Origin of the sequence: Methylobacterium sp. E-066 (genome assembly GCF_022829635.1) — a bacterium.
GTDB lineage: Bacteria > Pseudomonadota > Alphaproteobacteria > Rhizobiales > Beijerinckiaceae > Methylobacterium.
Genome location: NZ_JAKSYO010000140.1, coordinates 1 through 23,814 on the forward strand (window position 1 = coordinate 1; position 23,814 = coordinate 23,814).

Here is a 23,814-nt window from a genome sequence, read left to right on the forward strand (position 1 = left end):
GCCACCGACGCGGGCACCGCCCCACCCTCCGAACCCGCCGGTCAGCCACCGCACGGACCCCCGAAGAGTGCCCCGGGATCGCTCCCGAAGCACCGAAGGACAGGTGGCGGCTAATGAGCACAAAATAGGAACATTGTCAAGGGTAAGGTCGTGTGTTTTGCGTGTTCCGTCATCGCGAGCGCAGCGAAGCGACCCAGAGCCACGCTACGTCTAGAGACCGCGCGCAGCCCTAGGTTGCTTCGCTGCGCTCGCAATGACGGCGAAGGCGGCGGAGAGCCCTTCAACCATCCGTTTGCGCGCAGCAATAAGGGGACCGCCTCACCCCACCCGTTCGAGCCGACTCGCAAAGAATCCGTCGAGGCCGCCGCGGGCGCCCGGGATCTCGGGCAGGTGGCACGGCAGGGTGCGCAGATCGCCGTTGCCGTCGATCATCTCGGTGGCGCCGCCGACCTCCTCCGGCTGGACCGGCACGCGCCGGTAGCGCGCGTCACGGGCGAGGAAGGCCGCGATCTGCGCCTCGCCCTCCTCCGGCTCCAGCGAGCAGGTGCAGTAGACCAGCCGGCCGCCGAGGCGGACCAGCCCGGCCGCGTGGTCGAGGAGTTTTGTCTGGAGCGTCGCCAGGCGGGCGATGTCGGCCTCCGACTTGGTCCAGGCCACGTCCGGATGGCGCCGGATCGTGCCGGTGGCCGAGCAGGGCGCGTCGAGCAGCACCGCGTCGTGGTCCTGCGCCTCCAGGGCCAGGGCGTCGGCCACCGCGATGGTGACGTCGAGGCCGAGCCGGGTGACGTTCTCGCGCAGGCGCTCCAGCCGCGGCGCCGAGCGGTCGACGGCCGTGACCTGGGCACCGGTGGCGGCCAACTGCATGGTCTTGCCGCCCGGGGCGGCGCAAAGATCGAGCACGCGGGTGCCGGGCCCGGGGGCGAGCAGCCTGGCCGGGATCGCCGCGGCGGCGTCCTGTACCCACCAGGCGCCCTCCTGGAAGCCCGGCAGGTCGGGGATCGCCGGCCCATTCTCCGGGAGCCGCAGGGAGCCGGTCGGCAGCCGCACGGCGCCGAGCGGTTCGACCCAGGCGGCCGCGTCCCCGCGTGGGGTCAGGTCGATTGCCGCACCCGCCAGATGCGCCCGGGCGATGGCGCCGGCGCGCTCTGGCCCGTAAGCCGCGGTCCAGCGGCTTGCCAGCCAGTCCGGCGTGTTGACGGCAAGCGCATCGGCGGATTCGGCCAGGATCGCGTCGCGCTCCCGGGCGACCCGGCGCAGCACCGCGTTGACGAGGCCGGCGAGATGGGTCGTCCTGTTGTCGCCCTTGGCGAGCCGCACCGCGCAATCGACGGCGGCGTGATCGGGAATGGCGAGGTCGAGGATCTGGGCGGTCGCGGTGGCGAGCAGCGCCGTAAGCCGCGGCTTCTCCACCGGCAGGCCGCGCTCCAGCCGGGCGGCCAGGGCGGCGCGGATCAGGCCGTAGCGGCGGAAAGTCGCCACCGCGATGGCCCGGGCCAGGGCGGCGTCGCCCGGGCTCAGCGCCTCGGCCCGGATCGCCAGCGCGAGGGACTCGTCGAGGGCCGGGGGGCGCTGCTGGCCGATCATCTCGGCCACCACCTGCATGGCGGCCCGTCGGGCGCCGAGGCCCGCGCTGTCGGGCGTGGTCGCACCCGTCGATGTCTCGACCCGCGTGTTGCGGCCTGTGTCCCGCGATGCCACTTCTGCTCCTGAACCCGATTATCCTCAGACTTACGCCCTCACACCCGAGCGACCGCGATGCAAGACCCGAACGGACATGACGGGACCGATGGTGCGGCGACCGAGCGCACGCTCAGCCCCGCGGCGGAGCGCGCTCTGGCCGAGGCGGCCGAGCGCCGCGCCGCGATCGACGCCCGCGCGGCGGCAATCCGCGCCGCGCCGGAGCATCTGGGTCGCGGCGGCCTCGAGCCGGTGCGCTACCAGGATTGGGAAGTGAAGGGACTCGCGGTCGACTTCTGAGCCGCGCCGGGCGCCTACTCGGCGGCGACGCCGCCGTAGACCACCGGCGGCGGCTCGGGCCGGGCCTCCGCGGCGCCCGCGCCGAACCGCCGGTACCAGAGGCCGGTCAGGATTGGCACCAGGATCGACGTGACGATGATGCAGATCGTCACCAGCACGGTGGCGGTCTGCGCCGCCGGGGCGAATTGCGGTGCCACGGCCGCGATCGCCAGCGGGTTGGCGGCGGCCGCGCCGGCGGTGGACGAGGCGGCGAGCCCCGCCGTCCCGGTGCCGCCCCCGATGGCCTTGTCGGCGAGGATCAGCGGGATCCCGGTGAGCACGATCACCGCCAGCGCCAGGACGATCCCGAGCCCCGCCAGCGGCGAGAGCAGGTTGTTGAGGTCGACCGTGTTGCCGAGCGCGAAGGCGAAGAACGGGATCATCAGCTGGCCACCCGGCGCGAACAGGGCGCGCAGCTTCGGATCGAGATTGCCGAGCAGGAAGCCGACGAGGAACGGCAGCACCGCGCCGACGAAGATCTGCGGCTCGAAATGGGCCGCCCCGGAGGCGCCGAGGATGATCATGCTCATCAGCGGGCCGGACTCGATCGAAGTCAGGATGAAGGCGCCGGCCTCCTCGCGGCTGCCGTAGGTCTGCATCAGGGAGGCGTAGAGGCCGCCATTGGTCATATCCATCGCGCAGACGATCGCGAGGATCGACAGGCCCGCGAAGAACCCGGTCTGGATGCCCTCGGGCGGGATGAACAGCGACGCGACCAGCACGATCGCCCAGGCCGACAGCAGCTTGGTCAGCACGAGGGTGCCGGACTTGCGCAGCACCGTTCCCGTCGCGCGCAGGCTGACCGACGCGCCCATGCAGAAGAACCAGACCGCCAGGATCGGGATCACGCCGGTCATGATGCCCTGCGTAAAGCCCTTGAAATAGGCCGGCGCCCCGGGCGTGAACGTCTTGCACAGGGCGCCCAGCAGGAGCGGGACCAGCATCAGGCCGCCGGGAATCCTGTCGATCGCCGCCTTGATCTGCATGGCGCGTTCCCTCCGGTGCGTTCGCCGACGCGCTGGACCTGGATGGATCCGCGGGCGTCGCGCCGATCCACGCCTCTGTCGGGCGCCTTTGGACCGGTGCGCGATCCTGTTGCCGCATGGCCGGAGGCGTCAAGACGAGGCCGCGACACCGGGCGCGGAACGTCGCGAGCCGGGCCCCGTTGGGCTGGTTCACAAGCAGGAGGCTATGATGGCGACGAAGGTATCGGCCCACGGCGCGGCCGCCGGACCGCACGGCGAGATCGCCCTGGCGCGGGGCGAGCGGCTCGGCATGCGGATGTGGAGGGCCGAGGAGCCGAACGCCGACAAGCCGATGACGTCCTCGCCCCACGAGACCGTGGGCTACGTGATCAGCGGCCGGGCCGAATTGGTCGTCAGCGGCGAGACCGTCGCGCTCGCGGCGGGTGATTCGTACTGCGTCCCGGCCGGCGCCGAGCACACCTACCGGATCCTCGAGACCTTTACCGCGGTGGAGGCGACTGCGCCGCCGGCCAAGTAGGGGGCACTTCGATCGGCTCTCTGTGCGCGTTGCGGCTCCGTGCTGTACACTTGCATCATGAGCCATGCGCTTGCCCCGGACAGGCTGTTACCGCCGCTCGCCGCGGCCATTGAGCGTCTGCGCGCTATCGCGCCTGTCGAGCGGGTGATCCTGTTCGGCAGCCGCGCCCGGGGTGACCACGACGACGACAGCGACTGGGACCTGTGCGTCCTGCTGGACGACGACATCCCGCCCGGCCGCTACACGCCGGTCTCCCTGTGGCAGGCCGTGCGCGATCTCGGCGCTTCGATCCAGGTTGTCCCAATGCGCAGGAGCGTGTTCGAGACCAGCCGTCGCGACGTCAACGCGCTGGCGCATGACGTCGCTGTGGACGGTATCGTCCTGTTCGACAAAGCGGCAGAGTCCCGGCCGTGAGCGCATCGGATCCGCGCGAATGGGTCAGGAAGGCACAGCAGGATACGCGTTCGGCGCGTCGGCTGCTTCTCGATCCTCCGGAGCTGGAGGATGCAGCCTTCCACGTTCATCAGGCTGTCGAGAAGGCGGCCAAGGCGATCCTGGTATCGGAAGGCATTCGGTATCCGCGTGGCCGGGGGGCCGGGCATGATCTCGATGCCCTGGCCAGGCTCATCCCGAGTTCCAGTCCCTTCCATGCGCAGGCACAGCAACTGGCCGGATTGACACCGTGGGCGACCGCCTTCCGGTACCCCGCGGATGATCCGCTCACCGCCGAGCCGCTACCGGCCAAAAGCGAACTCGAACGCCACCTCGATGCGGCCGAGGCGTTTGTCGACGCGGTGGCACGTCAGGTCATCAACGTCTTCTGATCAGTCCTACCGCGTCATGTAGACCTGCGCGCCGACATCGACCCGGGCGTAGAGATCGACCACGTCCTGGTTGTACATCCGGATGCAGCCATAGGATGCGTAGGTGCCGACCGAGTTCGGGCGGTTGGTGCCGTGGATCGCGTATTCGCCGCCCGCGAGCGTCATGGCGGCGGCGCCCATCGGGTTGCTCGGCGAGCCGCCGGCGATGAGGTTCGGCAGCCGCGGGTTGTCGCGCTTGACCTCGGCCGGGGGCGACCATGCGGGGGCGACGTATTTTCCGTCGATCGCGGCGGTGCCGAACCATTGCTTGCCGGGCCGTCCCACCGCCACGGGGTAGCGGATCGCCGTGCCGTCGCCGTTTACCAGGTAGAGCTTGCGCTGGGACACGCTGATCACCACCGAGCCCGGTGCGACGCCGTTCTGGAACGGCACCACCTCCCGCGCCTGGGCCGCCCCCAAGCAACCCGCCAGCATCGCGCCGGCCAGTCCGAATAAAGCCAACCGACCCGACATCACCGACTTCCTCGACAAGCGTGAGCGTATGCGGGCCAGTAATCCACGGCCGCGCTTGCCGTTCCAGGAAAAGCTATGGTTGACGGGCCACCCATCCCGGGAAGTCTTGGGGAGGGTAAAGGAGTTGCGTAAACTCCGTGGTTCGACTGCTTAAAGCCGTGGCTAACCGAGTTCGGGTCGGCAAGGGCTCACAGCCTTTGTCCCGGCGTGCTCGCTGACGCCGGACCGGTATCTCCGTCGGCGGCAAGCGCTCTAGCGCTCGACCAATGCCGCCCCGCGGAGGTCTTCGGCCTGCCAGCCGTGGCGCTCCAGTTCCGGGTCGCGATGCTCCTCGACCGGATGGCCGACGCAGAGATAGGCGACGAGCCGCCACGTCTCCGGTACGGCCAGGATTTCGGTGACGCGGGCCGGCTCCAGGATCGAGACCCAGCCGACCCCGAGCCCGCGCGCCCGGGCGGCCAGCCAGAAGCACTGCACGGCCCCGACCACCGAATAGGCCAGGGTCTCCGGCATGCTGGCCCGGCCGAGGCCGAGGCCGGTCTCGGTGGCGTCGTCGCAGAAGACGGCCAGATGCTCCGGCGCCTCGTTCAGGCCGGCGAGCTTGAGCGCCCGGTAGCGGGCGGCGCGCGCCGCGTCGTAGCCCTCGGCGGCGGCTGCGTTGCAGCGGGAGAAGTTTTTCGCGATGGCGGCGCGCCGGGCCGGGTCGGACACGCGCACGAATCGCCAGGGCCGGCTGTTGCCTACCGATGGCGCCCGGTGCGCCGCGGCCAGGCAGGCCCGCAGATGATCCGGATCGATGGCGTCCGGCCGGAACCGGCGCACGTCGCGGCGCCACGCGAACAGCGTGTCGAGGGCCTGGATGAAGCTGTCGTCGAAGGCGGGCGGACCCATGATGCGGCCCGCCATACGCGCATCCGACGGCAAACGGGAGGACGAAAACCGTCCGGCCGGGGATGCCGCATGGCGGACCATGAAAAAAGGCCGCCCGAAGGGGCGGCCTGAAGTCATTGGGTCTCGAAACCTCGGAGTGCCGAATTCTGGGATCCCGACCGGTGACCGAAGGCTGGGGAGCTGGGTAACGGCCGCTGGCCGGGCAGGAGCCGGCGAGGTTCAGCTGCTGTTGTACTGCCGCAACGCGGCTCGCAAAAGGCGCAAATCGGGCGGAACCATGTTTTTTGCTGCTAGGCTGTGTCGTGGGCGACACGGCGCTTCGCCCGGGCCACCCTTGCGGGGCGCGGCGGCGGGGGCCATCATCCGGCAAAGCATGGGTGCCACGGAGCGACGATGACGGAGCGGACGAGCGCGGGGTCGAGGCCCGAGGAAGCGGCGGGCCATGTCATTCCGTTCCCCGCCCGTGCGGAACCCCCGCAGATCGCCTTCAACCGGGACGAGCTGCGCACGATCTTCAACCTCTACGGCCGGCAGGTCGCCGCGGGCGAGTGGCGCGACTACGCCATGGATTTCCGCCGGGACAAGGCGGTGTTCTCGATCTACCGCCGCAGCTCCGAGATGCCGCTCTACCGGATCGAGAAGGACCCGAAGCTCGCCCGCCGCCAGGGCGCCTACGCGGTGATCGCCGCCAGCGGGCTGGTGATGAAGCGCGGGACCGAGCTAGCCCGGGTGCTCGCCGTGCTGGAGCCGCCGCCGCGGGCGGTGTGAGGCTTCGGGGCCAGCCCTCTCAAGGTGCTTGGCGCGGCGCTTCGGGCGCGACGCGACGCGGTCTCCTCCCCCTTGCGGCTACGAGTTACACAGGTTTCGGCCGTAGCCGTGATCATGCCGTGGGTGCGGAAGACGCGGGTCCCCTCTCGCGTGCGGGAGAGGGACAGGGTGAGGGATGCAACTTCTCCGGAAAGACCTAGTCCCTCACCCCAACCCTCTCCCGCACGGAAGAGGGGGCGCGTCGCGGCCTGCAACAGCGGTTGTGCTTCAAACCTGTGTAGATCCGTAGCCCTTGCGGTGAAACGTCTCGATCACAGCCCAATCCAAACAGCATGAAAAGGCCGGCTTCGGGATCGCGTCAGGCGAGGCTCAAGGACCGGACAGTCGCAAAAATCTCCGCTCGGATTTCCGGCGGCAGCGGCAGGATCGGCCGCGGCGGCTCGGCGCGGCAGAGGCCGAGATGGTCGGCCAGGGCGTAGACCACCCGCAGGCTCGAATGGGCCTTGAACAAGGTCCAGAGCGGTGCGAGCGCGGCGTTCAGCGCCCGGGCCTGCGCCGCGTCGCCCGCCTGGACGGCGCGGGTGATCGCCAGGCAGGTTTTCGGGAACAGGCCGCCCGCCACGCTGAACCACGTCATGCCGCCGGCGATCAGCGCTTCGGTCACGTTCCAGTCGCCGCTGAACCCGACGGGGAAACCCGCCGGCACTGCTCCGCCGAGAGCGGCGACACCGGCCTCCGCGGCGGACGGCTCCGGCGCGGGGCACTTGGCCGCCACGACGCCCGGAAGGCGCGCGATCCGGCCGATCAGGGCCGGTGAGAACCGGAAATGCGTGGTCGCAGGGTTGTCGTAGATCACCAGCGGCAGGCCGCCCTCCCCCGCCACGGCTTCGAAGTGCCGGAACACCTCCTCGTCGGTGAGGGGCGTGTAGGAGACCGGCGCCAGCAGGCCCGCATCGGCGCCGGCCGCCGCAGCGTCCCGGGCCAGCCGGATCGCCGCGTCGGTGCGCAGCGCCCCGATCCCGACCAGGATCGGCACCCGGCCGTCCACCGTCTCCGCGGCGATGGCCACGGCGCGGCGGCGCTCCTCCCGGGACAGGTAGGCGTAGGTCCCGGTGCTGCCGAGCAGGCCAATCGAATCGACCTTCGCGTCTGCGAGCCGCTCCAGCAGCCGGCGCAAACCCGCTTCGTCGACGCGGCCCTCGGCGTCGCTCGGGGTGATCGGAAAGGCGGAGAGACCCGAGATCGCTTGCATGGCGGCACGATAGCGCGCGGACGGCATCGGTACAGACAAAAAGAAACCCCGGCGGTTTCCCGCCGGGGTTTCCGGAAGTCCGGGTTCGTGCGGGGCTTAGCGGCGGTCGCCGATCAGACTGAGCAGGAACTGGAACATGTTGATGAAGTCGAGATAGAGGGTCAGGGCGCCGTTGACCGACATCTTGGCCGCCATCTCACCGTCGAAGCTGCTGGAGAGATACATCTCCTTGAGCTTCTGGGTGTCGTAGGCGGTCAGCCCCGCGAAGATCAGCACGCCAAGCACCGAGATGGCGAACTGCAGGGCCGACGACGCAAAGAAGATGTTCACCAGCGACGCGAGGATGATGCCGATCAGGCCCATCATCAGGAACGAGCCCATGCCCGACAGGCTGCGCTTGGTCGTGTAGCCGTACAGGCTCAGCGAACCGAACGCCGCCGCCGTGATGAAGAACACCTGAATCACGCTCGCCCCGGTGAAGACCAGGAGGAGCGACGACATCGAGGCGCCCATCACCGCCGCGAAGGCCCAGAACATCGTCCGGGCCGACGAGGCCGACATCCGGTCCATCCGCATCGAGAAGACGAAGATGAACGCGAGCGGGGCGAGCATCAGGACCCACTTGAGCGGGCTCTGGTACAGGGTCTGGCCGAAAGGGGTCAGGATCGGGCGCGAGCCCTGATAGGCCGCGACCGACGCCAAGTTCAGGCCGAGGGCGACGAGGCCGGAGATGCCGAGCCCGACGACCATGTTGTTGTAGACGCCGAGCATGAAGGTGCGCAGGCCCTGATCGACCTGGACCTGGCTGCCGGCGCCGGCGTAACCGGACGGCTGCTGAGCGCCGTACCGGAAGGGGCTATTTTCAAATGCCATGGGAGTTTCCTCGCGGAGGCTCTCTCAGCGTGGTGTTTCGGGCGAGGCCCACGCAGGACCTCTGGCGCCAGTCTGGCGCCTCGGACACGAATATGTTGCGCGGCCGCCGCCCGCACAAGTCCCCGGCCACGGTTGCGGGGGCGCTTTTCCGGTTCCGGACGATGTATTTTTGTCCATGAAGTCAGGGATTAAAATGGATTCCTGCGTTCACGGCCCCGCCTTCGACTGGTGGTTGCCCGGCGCCCGTCCGTTCGTTGTCTCGGAAGCCAAGTCTTAACCATCCGCCGCGACCGGAGGCGGGGCCGCGAAGACTGGGCGCTAGATCTGCCGGAGATACGGCGCCGGCTTCTGGCCGAGGATGCGCCAGGTGCCGGCCAGCCCGATCAGGATCGCCAGCGCCACCGCGGCCAATGCGGCGACCAGCGCCCCGGACAGGTCGAGGCGGAAGTCGAGATGCATGACCTTCGCGACGATTACCCAGCCGGCGAGGCTGCCGGCGGCGAGGCCGAACAGAGCGGTGGCGAGCCCCAGAGCCGCGTACTCGATCGCGTAGGCCGAGAGCAGCCGCGCCCGGCTGGCGCCGAGCACCTTGAGCACGACGGCGTCGTAGAGGCGCGCCCGATGGCCCGCCGCGATGGCGCCGGCCAGCACGAACAAGCTCGCCAGCACCGCCACGGCGCTCGCCCCGCGGATCGCCAGGACCAGGCGGCCGACGAGGTCGCCGATCGCGTCCAGCGCGTCCTTGACCCGCACGGCGCTCACCGACGGAAAGGTTTTTGCCACATCCCGCAGGATGCGGTTCTCGGCGCCCGGATCGGTGCCGCCCGGGAGCGACAGGGTGGCGAGGTCGGAGTGCGGCGCGCCGCGGAAGGTGCCCGGCGAGAACACCATCACGAAGTTGATGCCGAGGTTGCGCCACTCCACCCGGCGCAAGTTGAAGATCGTCGCGGTGAGGTCGCGCCCGAGCACGTTGACGGTGACGGTGTCGCCGACTTTCAGCCCGAGCTGGCGCGCGAGCTCGGCCTCGAACGAGACCAGGGGCTTGGCGCCCTGCTCGGCGCTCCACCACGCCCCCTCGGTGAGGGTCGAGCCCTCCGGCACCGTGTCGCCGTAGGTGATGCCCCGGTCGCCGTCGAGGACCCAGGCGGCATCCTCCGGGGGGCGGATCTTGTTGGCTGGCACGCCGTTCAGGGCGACGATCCGGCCGCGCATCATCGGCACGTCCTCGATCTTGCCGTTGGGGGCCGAGCGCGCCAGGAACGCCCGGAACTCGGCCGCATCGCGGGACGGGATGTCGAGGAAGAACAGGTTCGGCGCCCGCGCCGGCAGGGTCGCGCTGATCGTCCGGCGGACATTGGCATCGATCAGGCTGAGGGTGACCAGCAGCGTCACGCCGAGGCCGAGCGACAGGACGATGGCGGGGGTCAGCGCCCCCGGCCGGTGGAGATTCGCCAGCGCCATCCGGGGCGCCGGCCAGCGCGGATGCGGCAGGCGGCGGGCGAGCGCCATCAGGCCGAGCGCCACCCCGTGCAGCAGCGCGAAGGCGATGGCCGCGGCCGCGATGAAGATCAGCGCCACCCGCCGGTCGAAGGCCGTCCCGACCGACAGGCCGACCAGGGCGGCGAGGCTGAGGGCCAGCCAGATCCGGTAGCGCCAGCGCGGGCTGACCCGGGCGGGATCGACCGTGTCGCGGAACAGGCCCGAGACCGGTACGTCGTGGGCACGGCCGAGCGGCGTGATCGCGAACGCGAAAGCGGTGAGCAGCCCGTAGGCGGCGGCGAGCGCCAGTTCGCCCGGGGCCAGCGTCGGGTTCAGCGGCAGGGGCAGATCGGCGGAGAACAGCGCGTCCAGCAGGAACGGCAGGCTCGCGCCGATCGCGAGGCCGATCACCGTGCCGATCCCGGCGATCAGCATCACCTGGGTGAGGTAGAGGGCGACCACCTGCGAGCCCGGCGCGCCGACACTCTTGAGCGTGGCGATCGAGGGGCGCTTGCGCTCCACGAAGGCGTGGACCGCGTTGCCGACGCCGACCCCGCCGACGATCAGCGCGGTCAGCCCGACCAGGGTCAGGAACTGGGTGAATCGCTCGATGCTCTTGGAAAAGCGCGGATCGGCGTTGGTGCGTGACCGGATCTCCCAGCCGGCCTCCGGGGTCGCCGTGCGGATCCGAGCCTGCGCGGCGTCGAGATCGGCATCCTGGGCGGCGTCCTTCGGCAGGACGATGCGGTAGCTCCAGCGGTTGAGGCTGCCCGGCTGGACCAGGCCGGTCGCCCGCAGGGTCGGCTCCGAGATCATCAGCCGCGGGCCGAAGCCGATGCCGCCGGCGATCTTGTCGGGCTCGGACGTGAGGGTGCCGCGGATCGCGACATCATGGCCGGCCAAGGCGATGCGGTCGCCGACTTTCACGTCGAGGCGGGTGAGCAGGGCCGGGTCCGCGAGCGCGCCAGGCGCCCCGTCGCGCTCGGCGAGCAGGTCGGCGAGCCGGCCCGGCGGATCGGTGACGAGCTCGCCGGCCGCCGGGTAGGTCGCGGGGTCGACGGCCTTCAGCTCGACCAACGCGGCATCGCCGCCGCCCGCCACCGCCATGGCGCGCAGGGACGCCACGGCATCGACCCGGCCCTCGCGTGACAGGGCCTGCCGCTCCGGGTCGGTCGCCTCGCGGTTGATCAGGTTGTAGGCGAGATCGCCCCCGAGGATCCGCCGCCCCTCCCGGCCGAGGCCGTCGGAGAGCGAACGCGAGATCGAGGCCACGCCGGCGATCGCCGCGACGCCGAGCGCGATGCAGGCGAGGAACACCCCGAAGCCGGACAGGCCGGCGCGCAATTCGCGCACCGCCAGGCGCAGAGTGAGCGGGATGCGACGGGGGGAAGGTTCGGGGCGGGTGACCGTGCCGTGCATCAGGCGCTCACCGCCTCCTCGATCCGGCCCGAGCGCAGGCGCACGGTGCGGTCGCACAGGCGGGCGAGGCTGTTGTCGTGGGTCACCAGGACCAGGGTGGCGCCGCGGTCGCGCTTCAGACGGAACAGCAGGTCGACGATCTGGCGGCCGGTGGCCTCGTCGAGATTGCCGGTGGGCTCGTCGGCTACCAGGATCGCCGGATCGGGGGCGACCGCCCGGGCGATGGCGACGCGCTGCTGCTCGCCGCCCGAGAGCTGCGCCGGGTAATGGTGCAGCCGGTGCCCGAGGCCGACCGCCTCCAGCTCGGCGCGGGCGCGCTCCAGGGCGCCGGGCCGGTCCGCGAGTTCCAGCGGCAGCGCGACGTTTTCCAGCGCCGTCATGGTCGGGACCAGGTGGAAGGCCTGGAACACGATGCCGATGCGTCGGCCCCGGAAGCGGGCGAGCGCGTCCTCGTCGAGGCGGGCGAGGTCGGTGTCCTCGATCACCACGCCGCCGGAATCCGGCCGCTCCAGCCCGGCCATCACCATCAGCAGGGTCGACTTGCCCGAGCCCGAGGGGCCGACCAGCCCCACCGCCTCGCCGCGATCGACGCTGAGCGAGATGCCGCGCAGGACGTGGACCCGGGCGGCGCCGCGGCCGAGGCTGAGATCGATGGCGGACAACGCGATCGCCGGCTCGCGCAGCACCTTGTCGTGGCTCACGGGGCGGACGATCTGTGGGCGATGACGAGCATGGCGCGCGAGGTCCTGACTTGGCTTCAAACTTGGCTGCACGGGCCGTTGATGCAGCGCGATATGGGGGGCGCATTGGGGCCGCGCCATGACGGCGTTCGCCGAGCCCGACTGGCGGCCCTGTTTGTCGCAGCGCTAGCGGGTCTGATGGTCCCTTTCATGACAGAGAGTCACGCCGCGCCCGGTGGCCCGATCAAGCTCGTCGCCCTCGGCGACAGCCTCACGGCCGGCTATCGCCTGCCGTCGGAGGCCGCCTTTCCGACCGTGCTGGAGCGCCTGCTCAAGGCCAAGGGCGCGGACGTGACGATCGCCAATGCCGGCGTCTCCGGCGACACCGCAACCGGCGGCCTCGACCGGGTCGACTGGTCGGTGCCGGACGGGACGGCCGGGGTCATCCTCGAACTCGGCGCCAACGACATGCTGCGGGGCACCGACCCGAAGGTCACCGAGGGGGCGCTCGCGGCGATCATCGAGCGGCTCAAGGCCCGGGGCATCCCGGTGCTGCTCGCCGGCATGCAGGCCGCGCCCAATCTCGGCCCAGACTACAAGGCGCGGTTCGACGCGATCTTCCCGACGCTGGCCAAGCGCTACGACCTGATCCTCTACCCGTTCTTCCTCGACGGGATCGTCGGCGACCGGGCCCAGCACCTCGATGACGGGCTGCACCCGAACCGGCAGGGCGTCGAGACCATCGCGACCCGGATCCTCCCCACGATCGAAACTTTTTTGGGGGGCCTCCGGCAGGGGGCGGCGCGGTAGTGCCGCGCCTGTTCACGGGGCTCGCCGTGCCGCCCGAGGTCGCGGACGCGCTGCGGATCTACCGGGGCGGCCTGCCGGGGGCGCGCTGGATCGAGCCCCGCGATTACCACGTCACCCTGCGGTTCCTCGGCGATGTCGCGATTCCCGTGGCCGAGGACGTGCTGGAGGCGATGGCCGAGATGCGGGTGCGCCCTGCCCTGACGGTGACCCTCGACGGGCTCGGCATCTTCGGCGGCGACAGGCCGCGGGCGCTCTACGCCTCGGTGGTCCCGAGTCCGGAGCTGATCGATCTCCAGGCCGAGCAGGAGCGGCTGGTGCGCCGGGCCGGGATCGAGCCGGAACGCAGAAAGTTCACCCCGCACGTCACCCTGGCCCGCCTGAAGCGTGAGGCCAGCCCGGAGGCGGTTGCGATGTATCTCTCGCAAGCTCCAGCCTTCGCGCCGCTTTCTTTCGTGGTCGATCGTGTGACGGTGTTCTCGGCTAAGGAATCGACTGGGGGCGGGCCGTATCTGGCGGAGGCGGAGCTTCCGTTCGTATAACGCCTACACTCCAACCCACCACCTCATCCTGAGGTGCCGCGGAGCGGCCTCGAAGGAGGGATCCAGAGATCGCGGTGTCGTCTGGAGGGCTCCTTCGAGGCCCGCTGGCGCGGGCACCTCAGGATGAGGGCGTCGGGTTGGATGCCCGGAATGGACCTACAGCCGCCGCAGAGCCACGCTCTCGATCCGGTGGCTCGCGCCCTTGGTCAGGATCAGGCTCGCGCGCTGGCGCGTGGGCAAGATATTCTCGCGCAGGTTCGGCAGGTTGATCGTCGTCCAGAGCCGGTCGGCGATGTCCAGGGCCTCGCGCTCGGGCACCTCGGCGTATTTCCGGAAGTAGGAGCGCGGGTCGCGGAACGCGGTCTGACGCAGGCGCATGAAGCGAGTGACGTACCAGCGGTGCAGGTCGTCCTCGTGGCCGTCGAGATAGATCGAGAAGTCGAAGAAGTCGGATACGAACGGGATCGCGGTGCCGTCCCGCGGCAGGCGGGCGGGCTGGAGCACGTTCAGGCCCTCGACGATCAGGATGTCGGGGCTCTCCACCACGCGCTCCTCCCCGGGCACCCGGTCGTAGACGAGGTGCGAGTAGAGCGGCGCGGTCACGTGCTTGTGGCCGGCCTTCACGTCGTGGAGGAAGCGCAGCAGCGCGGCGGTGTCGTAGCTCTCCGGAAAACCCTTGCGCTCCATGATGCCGTTGGCGGTCAGCTCGGCATTGGGCAGCAGGAAGCCGTCGGTGGTGACGAGGTCGACCTTCGGGGTGTTGGGCCAGCGCGCCAGCAGCGCCGCCAGGATGCGGGCGGTGGTCGACTTGCCCACCGCCACCGATCCGGCCAGCCCGATAATGTAGGGGGCCTTGGTCTCGCGCTCAGCCAGCAGGAAGCGCTGCGTCGCCTTGAACAGGCCTTGCGTCGCCGCGACGTAGAGCGAGAGCAGCCGCGACAGCGGCAGGTAGATCGCCACCACCTCCTCGACCGAGATCGGGTCGTTGATCGATTGCAGCCGCTCGATATCCTCGGCCTTCAGCGTCAGCGGCGTGTCGGCGCGCAGCTGCGCCCATTCCTCGCGGCTGAAGCGGCGATAGGGCGAGAGCCGGTCCGATGCGTCGAGGATCGCCTCGACCGAGCCCGGCAGCGCGGCCGCGTTCACGCGTGGCGCCTCGCGGCCTTCTCGGCGATCCCGCTCTGGGCGGTGCGGCGCTCCAGCTCCGCCATCACGGCGTCGAGCTCGACGCCCCCGGCCCGGAGCAGGACTAAGAGGTGGTAGAGCACGTCCGCGGCCTCGTTGCGCAGGCCGGTCTTGTCGCCCTGCACGGCCGCGATGGCCGCCTCCACGGCCTCCTCGCCGAGCTTTTTGGCCGCCTTGGCGGGCCCCTCGGACAGGAGCTTGGCCGTGTAGGAGGTCTCCGGGTCGGTTCCGGCGCGGCTCGCGACGAGCTTGGCGAGGTCGGCGAGCGTGTAGGCGGTCATGAAGCGATCTGCATGTGAGGTCGGCCTTGAGGGTTCGGCCGAGGCCGTATTCGGCAGGAAACTGCGCTACGGCCGCCCCGCGGGCAAGCAGCGCAGGTGAAGGCGGGGCGGCTTTGTCCGACTTAAACCTGATTCGGAGGTCGTATTCAGCCGTTCGGCAGGTGCCGGGCCAGCGCCTCCAGCACGGCCATGCGCACCGCCACCCCCATCTCGACCTGCTCGCGGATCAGCGACTGCGCGCCGTCGGCGATCTCGGAAGAAATCTCGACGCCGCGGTTCATCGGGCCCGGATGCATCACCAGGGCGTCGGGCTTGGCGAGCGCCAGCTTCTCGCCGTCCAGGCCGAAATAGCGAAAGTACTCCTTCACGGAGGGCACGAACGAGCCGTTCATGCGCTCGCGCTGGAGGCGCAGCATCATGACGATGTCGCAGCCGTCCAGGCCTTTGCGCATGTCCGTGAAGGTCTCGACGCCGAACCGCGCGATCCCGGCGGGCAGCAGCGTCGAGGGGGCGATCAGGCGCACCCGTGCGCCCATCGCCTGCAGCAGGATGATGTTCGAGCGCGCCACCCGCGAGTGCAGGACGTCGCCGCAGATCGCGACCTGAAGGCCCTCGATCCGGCCCTTGTTGCGGCGGATGGTCAGCGCGTCGAGGAGCGCCTGGGTCGGGTGCTCGTGCGCGCCGTCGCCGGCATTGACCACCGCGCAATCGACCTTGCGGGCGAGCAGATGCACGGCGCCGGCCGATTCGTGACGGACCACGATGATGTCCGGCCGCATCGCGTTGAGCGTCGCGGCGGTGTCGATCAGGGTCTCGCCCTTCTTCACCGAGGACGAGGCCACCGACATGTTCATCACGTCGGCGCCGAGCCGTTTGCCAGCGAGCTCGAAGGAGGATTGCGTCCGGGTCGAGGGCTCGAAGAACAGGTTGATCTGGGTGCGGCCCCGGAGCGTCGTGCGCTTCTTCTCGACCTGCCGGGAGATGTCGACGGCGGCCTCGGCCGCGTCGAGCAGCGTCTCGATGTCGGGCCGGGTCAGCCCCTCGATGCCGAGGAGGTGCCGGTGCGGGAAGGCCGGAGGCGCGGGACTCGTCATGATGAGACGGGGGTGTAGGTCCGGCGTGGCATCCGGGCAAGGCGGGCAAGCGCCTGCGGCCCTTTTCATGGCCTATGCCTGCGGCCTTTTTTCATCGGTTGGTAACTTGCGCGTCTGCGCCACGTATCAGCGGCATCCGCATCGCCACGACCCTCGCGAGACGCACGCTTGAGTACCGAACGCCTGGACGCGACCCCCGCGCGCGAAGCCCCCGAGACCGTCGACGCCTCGGGGCGTCGCTGGTTCTACCGCCATCCCGCGGTGATCCGGGTGGCGCACTGGATCAACGCCGTGGTGCTGCTGGTGCTGCTGATGAGCGGCCTGCAGATCTTCAACGCGCACCCGGCTCTATACTGGGGCGCGGTCTCGACCTTCGATGATCCCGCCCTGGCGATCACCAGCGAGCAGGGACGCGACGGCACGAATCGCGGCGTCGTGACGGTCGGGTCGCACAGCTTCGACACCACCGGGGTGCTGGGCCTGTCCCGGGAGGGTGATGGTACGGTGGACCGCGCCTTCCCGTCCTGGGCGACCCTCCCGGCGGATCAGGACCTCACCACGGGTCGGCGCTGGCACTTCCTGTTCGCGTGGTTTTTGGTGATCAACGGTGTGGTCTATCTGCTCTACGGGCTGTTCAGCGGCCAGCTCCGCCGCCGGCTGATCCCGGACGGTGATCAGATCCGCGACTTCGGCGGCTCGGTGAAGGAACACCTGCTGCTGCGCTTCCCCGAAGGCGAGGAGGCCAAGCGCTACAACGTCATCCAGAAGCTCACCTATCTCGTCGTGGTGCTGGGCCTGCTGCCTGCCATGGTGCTGGCCGGGCTCGCCATGTCCCCCGGGGTCGACGCGGCCTGGCCTTGGCTGCCGGAGCTGTTCGGCGGGCGGCAATCGGCGCGCAGCATCCATTTCATCGCCGCCGGGCTGCTGGTGCTGTTCGTGGTCGTCCACGTGGTGCTGGTGCTGGTCTCCGGCTTCGTCAACAACATGCGCGGCATGCTCACCGGCTGGTTCAGCCTCGGCCGTCCCGAGAAGGAGACCGCGCGATGATCCTGCACCGCCGCAAGCTGATCACCGCCGGCGCAGGGCTCGCCGGAACCGCCCTGCTCGGCGGCTGCGACCGCTTCGCCGGGACGGAGACCGGGCGCCGCACCCTCAAGGTCGGCGAGGATGCCAACCTGTTCGTCCAGCGCCTCCTGATGTCCCCCGCGACTCTCGCCCGGGAATTCCCCGCCGCGATGATCTCGCCCTGGTTCAAGCCGAACGGCACCATCGACCCGCCGGACCGGGAATTCCGCGCCCTGGCGGCGAAGAAGTTTTCGGATTTCAAGCTCACGGTCGACGGGCTGGTGCAGACGCCGCTGTCGCTCAGCCTGGCGGATCTGCGCGGGCTGCCGGGCCGCACCCAGATCACCCGCCACGATTGCGTCGAGGGCTGGAGCTGCATCGGCCAATGGTCCGGCGTGCCGCTGGCCGAGCTCTTGAACCGGGCCGGGCTGAAGCCGCAGGCGCGCTACGCCGTGTTCCACTGCGCCGACACGCTGGAATATGCCGGCGGCGGTCTCGAAGGCGGCGACGGCGCCTCCCTGTGGCGCCCCGAGCATCCGGGCAATGTCCGCGACGGCTTTATCCAACTCGCCGCCGCCGAGGATTGGGGCGGCGCCCCGGCCAAGGACGACGCGCCCAAGGACGATTGGGGCCAGGGTATGCCGGAGCCGGAGGCGCCCGAGGATCAGCGCACGCCGATCCGCTACTATGAGAGCATCGACCTGTTCGATGCCTTCAACCCGCAGACGATCCTGGCCTACGACCTCAACGGCAAGCCGCTGCCGGTCTCGAACGGCGCCCCCCTGCGCCTCCGGGTGGAGCGCCAGCTCGGCTACAAGCAGGCCAAATACGTGATGCGGGTCGAGCTCGTGGAGTCGCTGTCGGGCTTCGGCCAGGGCGCCGGCGGCTACTGGGAGGATCGCGGCTACGAGTGGTACGCTGGGATTTGAGCCGGGCGAGGCAAGCCAGCCGAGTCGTCGATAATCGCCTTCGATCCGCAATCCTGTCGGATTCGCGCGCCGCAGACGACAGCGCCCGGCGGCCCGTTCGGCGACCGGCGCCATTTGACAACCCGCCCCTCGTAACCCACTTGTCCCCGGCGCGCGGCCCCGGCCCGACGGCGGGCACTCGTCCCACGCGAATTTCGAACAGAATTCGTCCGTCGCGCCCAGGCTCCGTCGAGGGGCAGAGGTCTGAATGAAAGTCGTCGTCGTCGAGTCGCCGGCCAAAGCCAAGACGATCAATAAGTATCTTGGCCGCGACTATGAGGTGATCGCCTCCTTCGGGCATATCCGCGACCTGCCGGCCAAGGACGGTTCGGTCGATCCCGAGCAGGATTTCCACATGGTCTGGGAGCTCGCAGACCGTGGCGCCAGCCGCGTCAGCGAGATCGCCAAGGCGGTCAAGGGCGCCGACAAGCTGATCCTGGCGACCGACCCGGATCGCGAGGGCGAGGCGATCTCCTGGCACGTCCTGGAGGCGCTGAACGCCCGCAAGGCGCTCAAAGGCATCCCGGTCGAGCGCGTGACCTTCAACGCCATCACCAAGGCCTCGGTCGAGGCGGCGATGCGCAAGCCGCGCGAGATCGACCAGGCGCTGGTCGACGCCTACCTGGCGCGCCGGGCGCTGGATTATCTCGTCGGCTTCAACCTCTCGCCGGTGCTGTGGCGCAAGCTGCCCGGCGCCCGTTCGGCTGGCCGCGTGCAGTCGGTGGCGCTGCGGCTCGTGGTCGAGCGCGAGATGGAGATCGAGAGCTTCAAGCCGCGCGAGTACTGGTCGATCGTCGCGACGCTCACCACCACGGACGGCGCGACCTTCGAGGCGCGCCTGGTCGGGGCCGACGGCAAGCGGATTCAGCGGCTCGATGTCGGCACCGGCGACGAGGCGGCCGCGTTCAAGCGCGACCTCGAACTCGCGACCTTCCAGGTGGCGAGCGTCGAGGCGAAGCCGGCCAAGCGCCACCCGCAGCCGCCCTTCACCACCTCGACGTTGCAGCAGGAAGCCTCGCGAAAACTCGGGATGGCACCGGCGCAGACCATGCGGGTCGCGCAGCGCCTCTACGAGGGCGTCGATGTCGGCGGCGAGACGGTCGGCATCATCACCTACATGCGAACCGACGGCGTCGACATGGCGCCGGAGGCGATCCAGGACACCCGGAAGGTCATCGGCAAGGAGTTCGGCGACCGCTACGTCCCGGACGTGCCGCGCAAGTACAGCGTCAAGGCGAAGAACGCGCAGGAGGCCCACGAGGCCGTGCGCCCGACCGACATGAGCCGCCTGCCCAAGCTGGTGGCGCGCCATCTCGAGCCGGAGCAGGCCAAGCTCTACGACCTGATCTGGACCCGCACCATGGCGAGCCAGATGGAATCGGCCGAGCTGGAGCGCACCACCGTGGACGTCACGGCCAATGTCGGCCCGCGCCGGATCGACCTGCGCGCCACCGGCCAAGTCGTGAAGTTCGACGGCTTCCTCGCCCTCTATCAGGAGGGCAAGGACGACGAGGAGGACGAGGAAAGCAAGCGCCTGCCGCCGATGAAGGCCGGCGATCCGCTCACCCGCGAGCGCATCACCTCGACCCAGCACTTCACCGAGCCGCCGCCGCGCTATTCCGAGGCGAGCCTGGTCAAGCGCATGGAGGAACTCGGCATCGGCCGACCCTCGACCTACGCGGCCGTGCTCCAGACCCTGCGCGACCGCGAATATGTGAGAATTGAAAAGAAACGTCTGCAGCCGGAGGACAAGGGGCGCCTGGTCACGGGCTTCCTGGAAAGTTTCTTCCGGCGTTACGTCGAGTACGATTTCACCGCCGACCTCGAAGGCCAGCTCGATCGGGTCTCCAATGCCGAGATCGACTGGCGGGCGGTGCTGCGCGATTTCTGGAAGGACTTTTCCGCGGCGATCGGCGAGACCAAGGAGCTGCGCGTCACCGACGTGCTCGAGGCGCTCAACGGCCTGCTCGGCCCGCACATCTTCCCCGACAAGGGTGACGGCTCGAACCCGCGCACCTGCACGGTCTGCGGCACCGGTCAGCTCTCGCTGAAGCTCGGCAAGTTCGGCGCCTTCATCGGTTGCTCGAACTATCCGGAGTGCAAGTATACGCGCCAGCTCTCGGCCTCGGGGGTCGATGGCGACGGTGATGGCTCCTCGGCGGAGGGCGGCCAGCCGGGCGTCCGGGTGCTGGGCAACGACCCCGTGACCGGGATGCCGGTGACGATCCGCGACGGGCGGTTCGGGCCCTTCGTCCAGCTCGGCGAGGCCTCCACCGAGAAGGATGCGGCGAAACCGAAGCGCTCGTCGCTGCCGAAGGGGCTCTCGCCGTCTTCGGTCGATCTGGACAAGGCGCTGGCCCTGCTGGCGCTGCCGCGCGAGGTGGCGCGCCACCCCGAGACCGGCGAGCCGATCCTGGCCAATCTCGGCCGGTTCGGTCCCTACGTGCAGCACGGGAAGATGTACGCCAATCTCGGCAAGGACGACGACGTGCTCGAGATCGGGGCGAACCGCGCCATCGATCTGATCGTCGCCAAGGAGCAGGGCGGCGGTCGCGGCCGCCCGGCCGCCGATCCGGGTCGGCCGCTCGGCAAGGACGAGACGAGCGGGCGCGACTTGGTGGTCAAGGCCGGCAAGTACGGCCCCTACGTCACCGACGGCGAGGTCAACGCGACGCTGCCCAAGACCATGAATGCCGAGGCGCTGACCCTCGACGAGGCGATCGCGCTGGTGAACGCGAAGCGCGCCTCAGGTGGCGGCAAGCCGGCCAAGCGCAGCTCGGCGCGCAAGGCTCCGGCGCGGGCGGCGGCCGGCGAAAAGTCGGTGGCGAAGAAGACGGCTGCCAAGAAGCCGGCGGCGGCCAAGAGCCCCGCGGCCAAGAAGGCGCCCGCCAAAAAATCGGGCGCCGGCTGAGACCGGTCGCCTGATCGACGACGGTCAGACCAGGTAGCTGATTGTCGCCGCCAGGGCGGTGGCGAAGGTCGCGATGGCGACGGTCGCGGAGGCCACGAGCAGGCGGGATTGCGGTGCGGTCACCGCTTCCTCGTCGCACCCGAAGGCGGTGCCGGCGGCATGCTCGAAACGGATCAGGGTGAGGCGGCGGGCCTCGATCGCGGCGTTGCTCATCGACGGCGGCTCCCTGACCACGGTCAAGTTCTTTTCCGACCAAACGCGGACGGAGCCATCCGGTTCCGATCCGGGACGGCGAGGAAGCGTTAACTCACCGTTGTGCAACGTCGTGATGACGGCAGCCGTCGCGAGAGACCGCCGGGCGTAGGCTGCGCCCCTCGCTCGTGGCGGCGCAGCATGCGATGGTGGGGCGGTTCGGCGACGCACCGGACGCTCTAGATGTTTCTGTTTTGTTCCGCTATGATGCGGGGATGAAGGCGCATGCTGCACGATCGAACGCCCGTCCGCCCAACACCGAGCCGGCCGATGCGCCGCGTTCGCGGAGGCCGCGCGTGAGCGATCCGGCGCGCGACCTGTTCGGGCCTGGTAGCAAGCCCCCTGCCCCGCGCCCGACGGAGCCGCGGCGGCGGCTCGCGGAATCGGCCTCGGTCCCGACCATCGCGGCGGCCGAGCCCGAGGCCGGTTACACCGCCTCCGACATCGAGGTGCTGGAGGGCCTGGAGCCGGTCCGGCGCCGGCCGGGCATGTATATCGGCGGCACCGACGAGCGGGCGCTGCATCACCTCTTCGCCGAGGTGATCGACAATTCCATGGACGAGGCCGTGGCCGGCCATGCGAGCTTCATCGAGGTCGAGCTGGAGGAATCCGGCTCCCTGGTGATCACCGACAACGGCCGCGGCATCCCGGTGGACCCGCACCCGAAATTCCCCGGCAAATCGGCGCTCGAAGTCATCATGACGACGCTGCACGCCGGCGGAAAGTTCGACTCGAAAGTCTACGAGACCTCCGGCGGCCTGCACGGCGTCGGCATCTCGGTGGTCAACGCCCTGTCCGACGTCCTCGAGGTCGAGGTCGCCCGCAACCAGACCCTCTACCGCCAGACCTTTTCGCGCGGCCACGCGCAGGGGGCGCTGGAGCTGGTCGGCCGGGTGCAGAACCGGCGCGGTACCCGGGTGCGGTTCCACCCCGATGCCGAGATCTTCGGCTCGCTGAAGTTCGACCCGCGCCGCCTGTTCAAGATGGCGCGCTCCAAGGCCTACCTGTTCGGCGGCGTCGAGATCCGCTGGCGCTGCGCCCCGGCCCTCCTCGAAGGCCTCGAAGGCGTGCCGGCCGAGGCGGTGCACCGGTTCCCGGACGGCCTGCGCGACTACCTGGCCCGGGACATCGAGGGCAAGGAACTGGTCACCGAGGCGATGTTCACCGGCAAGGTGACCAAGCCCGGCTCCCACGGCTCGCTCGAATGGGCGGTGGCCTGGATGGTCGCCGAGGACGGCTTCTCGCATTCCTACTGCAACACCATCCCGACGCCGGAGGGCGGCACCCACGAGGCCGGCCTGCGGGTCGCGCTGCTGCGGGGCCTGCGCGAGCACGCCGAGCGCGTGAACCAGGCCAAGCGCATGACGGCGGTGACCACAGACGACGTGATGGCGACCTGCGCGTCGATGATGTCTGTGTTCATCCGCGAGCCGGAATTCCAGGGCCAGACCAAGGACAAGCTCGCCACCGTGGAGGCCCAGCGCATCGTCGAGACGGCGGTGCGCGACGCCTTCGACCATTGGCTGGCCGCCTCCCCGGCCCAGGCCAACAAGCTGCTGGACTGGGTGATCGACCGGGCCGAGGAGCGGCTGCGCCGGCGCCAGGAGAAGGAGGTCGCCCGCAAGAGTGCGACCCGCAAGCTGCGCCTGCCCGGCAAGCTGGCCGACTGCTCGGCCGCCGGCACCGCCGGCTCCGAGATCTTCATCGTCGAGGGCGATTCCGCCGGCGGCTCGGCCAAGCAGGCCCGCGACCGGACCACCCAGGCGATCCTGCCCCTGCGCGGCAAGATCCTCAACGTCGCCTCGGCGTCCCGGGACAAGCTCGGCGCCAACCAGCTGATCTCGGACCTGACGCTGGCGCTCGGCTGCGGCACCGGCTCGGCCTTCCGGGAGGCGGATCTGCGCTACGACAAGGTGATCATCATGACGGACGCCGACGTCGACGGCGCCCATATCGCCTCGCTGCTGATCACGTTCTTCTACCGGCAGATGCCGAAGCTGATCGACCGCGGCCATCTCTACCTGGCGATCCCGCCGCTCTACCGGCTGCAGCAGGGCTCGAAGGTGGCCTATGCGCGGGACGACGCCGACCGGGAGCGGATCACCAAGACGGTGTTCAAGGGCGGCAAGGTCGAGATCGGCCGCTTCAAGGGCCTGGGCGAGATGATGCCGGCCCAGCTCAAGGAGACCACGATGGACCCGAAGAAGCGCACGCTGCTCCGGGTCGCGATCCTCGACGAGGCAAGGGAATCCACCGGCGACACGGTAGAGCGCCTGATGGGCAACAAGCCGGAGGCCCGCTTCGCCTTCATCAGCGAGCGCGCGGCCTTCGCCGACGGGGTCGATCTGGGACCGCGCCGAGCGGGTCGGCTTGCCGCCCGATGGCGAGCGCGCCTTCCAGAACGGAAAGGCCGTCCTGAAAGTCGAACGGACACGGTGCGGGTGAGAATAAATTGTCGCTGTTGAGGTACGCATCGATATAGCGCTCCCGC

Annotated in this window: 22 protein-coding genes and 1 pseudogene; 11 read left to right on the forward strand and 12 right to left on the reverse strand. The window is 69.9% G+C overall.

Annotated features, from left to right (window positions below):
* Positions 1-318: 318 nt before the first annotated feature.
* The gene (locus MKL20_RS19800) at positions 319-1,698 is read right to left on the reverse strand and encodes an RsmB/NOP family class I SAM-dependent RNA methyltransferase (RefSeq protein WP_244038112.1); all 1,380 of its coding nucleotides are present in this window, start codon (positions 1,696-1,698) and stop codon (positions 319-321) included.
* Positions 1,699-1,755: 57 nt separating this feature from the next.
* Between MKL20_RS19800 and MKL20_RS19805 the strand changes: the two genes are divergently transcribed.
* Positions 1,756-1,977, forward strand: coding sequence for a DUF1674 domain-containing protein (locus MKL20_RS19805; RefSeq protein WP_244038113.1), 222 nt, complete (start codon positions 1,756-1,758; stop codon positions 1,975-1,977).
* Positions 1,978-1,991: 14 nt separating this feature from the next.
* Here the strand turns inward: MKL20_RS19805 and MKL20_RS19810 are convergent, their stop codons facing one another.
* Entirely contained in the window at positions 1,992-3,002 is a 1,011-nt protein-coding gene (locus MKL20_RS19810; protein ID WP_244038114.1) for a 2-keto-3-deoxygluconate permease, read from the reverse strand.
* 208 nt (positions 3,003-3,210) lie between these two features.
* Between MKL20_RS19810 and MKL20_RS19815 the strand changes: the two genes are divergently transcribed.
* The 3 genes from MKL20_RS19815 to MKL20_RS19825 are packed head-to-tail and all read left to right on the forward strand — an operon-like array spanning position 3,211 to position 4,343.
* On the forward strand, positions 3,211-3,519 hold the full coding sequence (locus MKL20_RS19815; protein ID WP_244038115.1) for a cupin domain-containing protein: 309 nt from the start codon (positions 3,211-3,213) through the stop codon (positions 3,517-3,519).
* A gap of 57 nt (positions 3,520-3,576) precedes the next feature.
* Positions 3,577-3,933 carry a nucleotidyltransferase domain-containing protein gene (locus MKL20_RS19820; RefSeq protein ID WP_244038116.1) on the forward strand — a complete coding sequence of 119 codons (357 nt, stop codon included), beginning with the start codon at positions 3,577-3,579 and terminating at the stop codon, positions 3,931-3,933.
* Positions 3,930-4,343, forward strand: a complete 414-nt coding sequence (locus MKL20_RS19825; protein ID WP_244038117.1) for a HEPN domain-containing protein — start codon at positions 3,930-3,932, stop codon at positions 4,341-4,343. The genes MKL20_RS19820 and MKL20_RS19825 overlap by 4 nt, the downstream gene beginning before the upstream one ends.
* A gap of 6 nt (positions 4,344-4,349) precedes the next feature.
* On the opposite strand, the gene MKL20_RS19830 is transcribed toward MKL20_RS19825, so the two are convergent.
* Together MKL20_RS19830 and bluB are read right to left on the reverse strand one after the other, a co-directional pair.
* Positions 4,350-4,856 (reverse strand): L,D-transpeptidase, encoded by a 507-nt coding sequence (locus MKL20_RS19830; protein WP_243962017.1) that lies wholly within the window; start codon positions 4,854-4,856, stop codon positions 4,350-4,352.
* Positions 4,857-5,108: 252 nt separating this feature from the next.
* Positions 5,109-5,762: a 5,6-dimethylbenzimidazole synthase gene (gene bluB, locus MKL20_RS19835; protein WP_244038118.1), complete on the reverse strand. Its 654-nt coding sequence runs from the start codon at positions 5,760-5,762 to the stop codon at positions 5,109-5,111.
* A gap of 378 nt (positions 5,763-6,140) precedes the next feature.
* Here bluB and MKL20_RS19840 point away from each other — a divergent pair, with 378 nt between their 5' ends.
* A complete protein-coding gene (locus MKL20_RS19840) occupies positions 6,141-6,515 on the forward strand; it encodes a DUF2794 domain-containing protein (protein ID WP_244038119.1) in 375 nt (124 codons plus the stop codon).
* Between the two features lie 358 nt (positions 6,516-6,873).
* Here the strand turns inward: MKL20_RS19840 and MKL20_RS19845 are convergent, their stop codons facing one another.
* The 4 genes from MKL20_RS19845 to MKL20_RS19860 form a co-directional block, all read right to left on the reverse strand.
* Complete coding sequence (locus tag MKL20_RS19845; protein WP_244038120.1) at positions 6,874-7,767, reverse strand: dihydrodipicolinate synthase family protein; 894 nt, start codon at positions 7,765-7,767, stop codon at positions 6,874-6,876.
* A gap of 96 nt (positions 7,768-7,863) precedes the next feature.
* Complete coding sequence (locus MKL20_RS19850; RefSeq protein WP_244038121.1) at positions 7,864-8,640, reverse strand: Bax inhibitor-1/YccA family protein; 777 nt, start codon at positions 8,638-8,640, stop codon at positions 7,864-7,866.
* Positions 8,641-8,958: 318 nt separating this feature from the next.
* Positions 8,959-11,538: an ABC transporter permease gene (locus tag MKL20_RS19855; RefSeq protein WP_244038122.1), complete on the reverse strand. Its 2,580-nt coding sequence runs from the start codon at positions 11,536-11,538 to the stop codon at positions 8,959-8,961.
* On the reverse strand, positions 11,538-12,239 hold the full coding sequence (locus MKL20_RS19860; protein WP_409568174.1) for an ABC transporter ATP-binding protein: 702 nt from the start codon (positions 12,237-12,239) through the stop codon (positions 11,538-11,540). Before MKL20_RS19860 ends, MKL20_RS19855 begins: the two co-directional genes overlap by 1 nt.
* 189 nt (positions 12,240-12,428) lie before the next feature.
* On the opposite strand from MKL20_RS19860, the gene MKL20_RS19865 reads away from it, so the two are divergent.
* Positions 12,429-13,028: an arylesterase gene (locus MKL20_RS19865; RefSeq protein ID WP_313902741.1), complete on the forward strand. Its 600-nt coding sequence runs from the start codon at positions 12,429-12,431 to the stop codon at positions 13,026-13,028.
* A complete protein-coding gene (gene thpR, locus MKL20_RS19870; RefSeq protein ID WP_244038124.1) occupies positions 13,028-13,567 on the forward strand; it encodes an RNA 2',3'-cyclic phosphodiesterase in 540 nt (179 codons plus the stop codon). The genes MKL20_RS19865 and thpR overlap by 1 nt, the downstream gene beginning before the upstream one ends.
* A 156-nt stretch (positions 13,568-13,723) precedes the next feature.
* On the opposite strand, the gene coaA is transcribed toward thpR, so the two are convergent.
* The 3 genes from coaA to MKL20_RS19885 form a co-directional block, all read right to left on the reverse strand.
* Entirely contained in the window at positions 13,724-14,713 is a 990-nt protein-coding gene (gene coaA / locus MKL20_RS19875) for a type I pantothenate kinase (protein ID WP_243962047.1), read from the reverse strand.
* Complete coding sequence (locus MKL20_RS19880) at positions 14,710-15,033, reverse strand: phosphoribosyl-ATP diphosphatase (RefSeq protein WP_244025721.1); 324 nt, start codon at positions 15,031-15,033, stop codon at positions 14,710-14,712. Before MKL20_RS19880 ends, coaA begins: the two co-directional genes overlap by 4 nt.
* A 146-nt stretch (positions 15,034-15,179) precedes the next feature.
* Positions 15,180-16,127: an aspartate carbamoyltransferase catalytic subunit gene (locus MKL20_RS19885; RefSeq protein WP_243962051.1), complete on the reverse strand. Its 948-nt coding sequence runs from the start codon at positions 16,125-16,127 to the stop codon at positions 15,180-15,182.
* Between the two features lie 183 nt (positions 16,128-16,310).
* Here MKL20_RS19885 and MKL20_RS19890 point away from each other — a divergent pair, with 183 nt between their 5' ends.
* The 3 genes from MKL20_RS19890 to topA all read left to right on the forward strand — a co-directional run bounded on the left by MKL20_RS19890 (position 16,311) and on the right by topA (position 21,071).
* Positions 16,311-17,174: a cytochrome b/b6 domain-containing protein gene (locus MKL20_RS19890; RefSeq protein WP_244038127.1), complete on the forward strand. Its 864-nt coding sequence runs from the start codon at positions 16,311-16,313 to the stop codon at positions 17,172-17,174.
* Positions 17,171-18,121 carry a molybdopterin-dependent oxidoreductase gene (locus tag MKL20_RS19895; protein WP_244038125.1) on the forward strand — a complete coding sequence of 317 codons (951 nt, stop codon included), beginning with the start codon at positions 17,171-17,173 and terminating at the stop codon, positions 18,119-18,121. Before MKL20_RS19890 ends, MKL20_RS19895 begins: the two co-directional genes overlap by 4 nt.
* Before the next feature lie 247 nt (positions 18,122-18,368).
* Positions 18,369-21,071, forward strand: a complete 2,703-nt coding sequence (gene topA / locus MKL20_RS19900) for a type I DNA topoisomerase (protein ID WP_244038126.1) — start codon at positions 18,369-18,371, stop codon at positions 21,069-21,071.
* A 24-nt stretch (positions 21,072-21,095) separates the two neighbouring features.
* On the opposite strand, the gene MKL20_RS19905 is transcribed toward topA, so the two are convergent.
* Positions 21,096-21,284: a hypothetical protein gene (locus MKL20_RS19905; RefSeq protein WP_243951580.1), complete on the reverse strand. Its 189-nt coding sequence runs from the start codon at positions 21,282-21,284 to the stop codon at positions 21,096-21,098.
* 335 nt (positions 21,285-21,619) lie between these two features.
* Here MKL20_RS19905 and parE point away from each other — a divergent pair.
* Positions 21,620-23,671 (forward strand): annotated as a pseudogene (gene parE, locus MKL20_RS19910) (DNA topoisomerase IV subunit B); the annotation flags it as partial.
* Between the last annotated feature and the right edge of the window lie 143 nt (positions 23,672-23,814).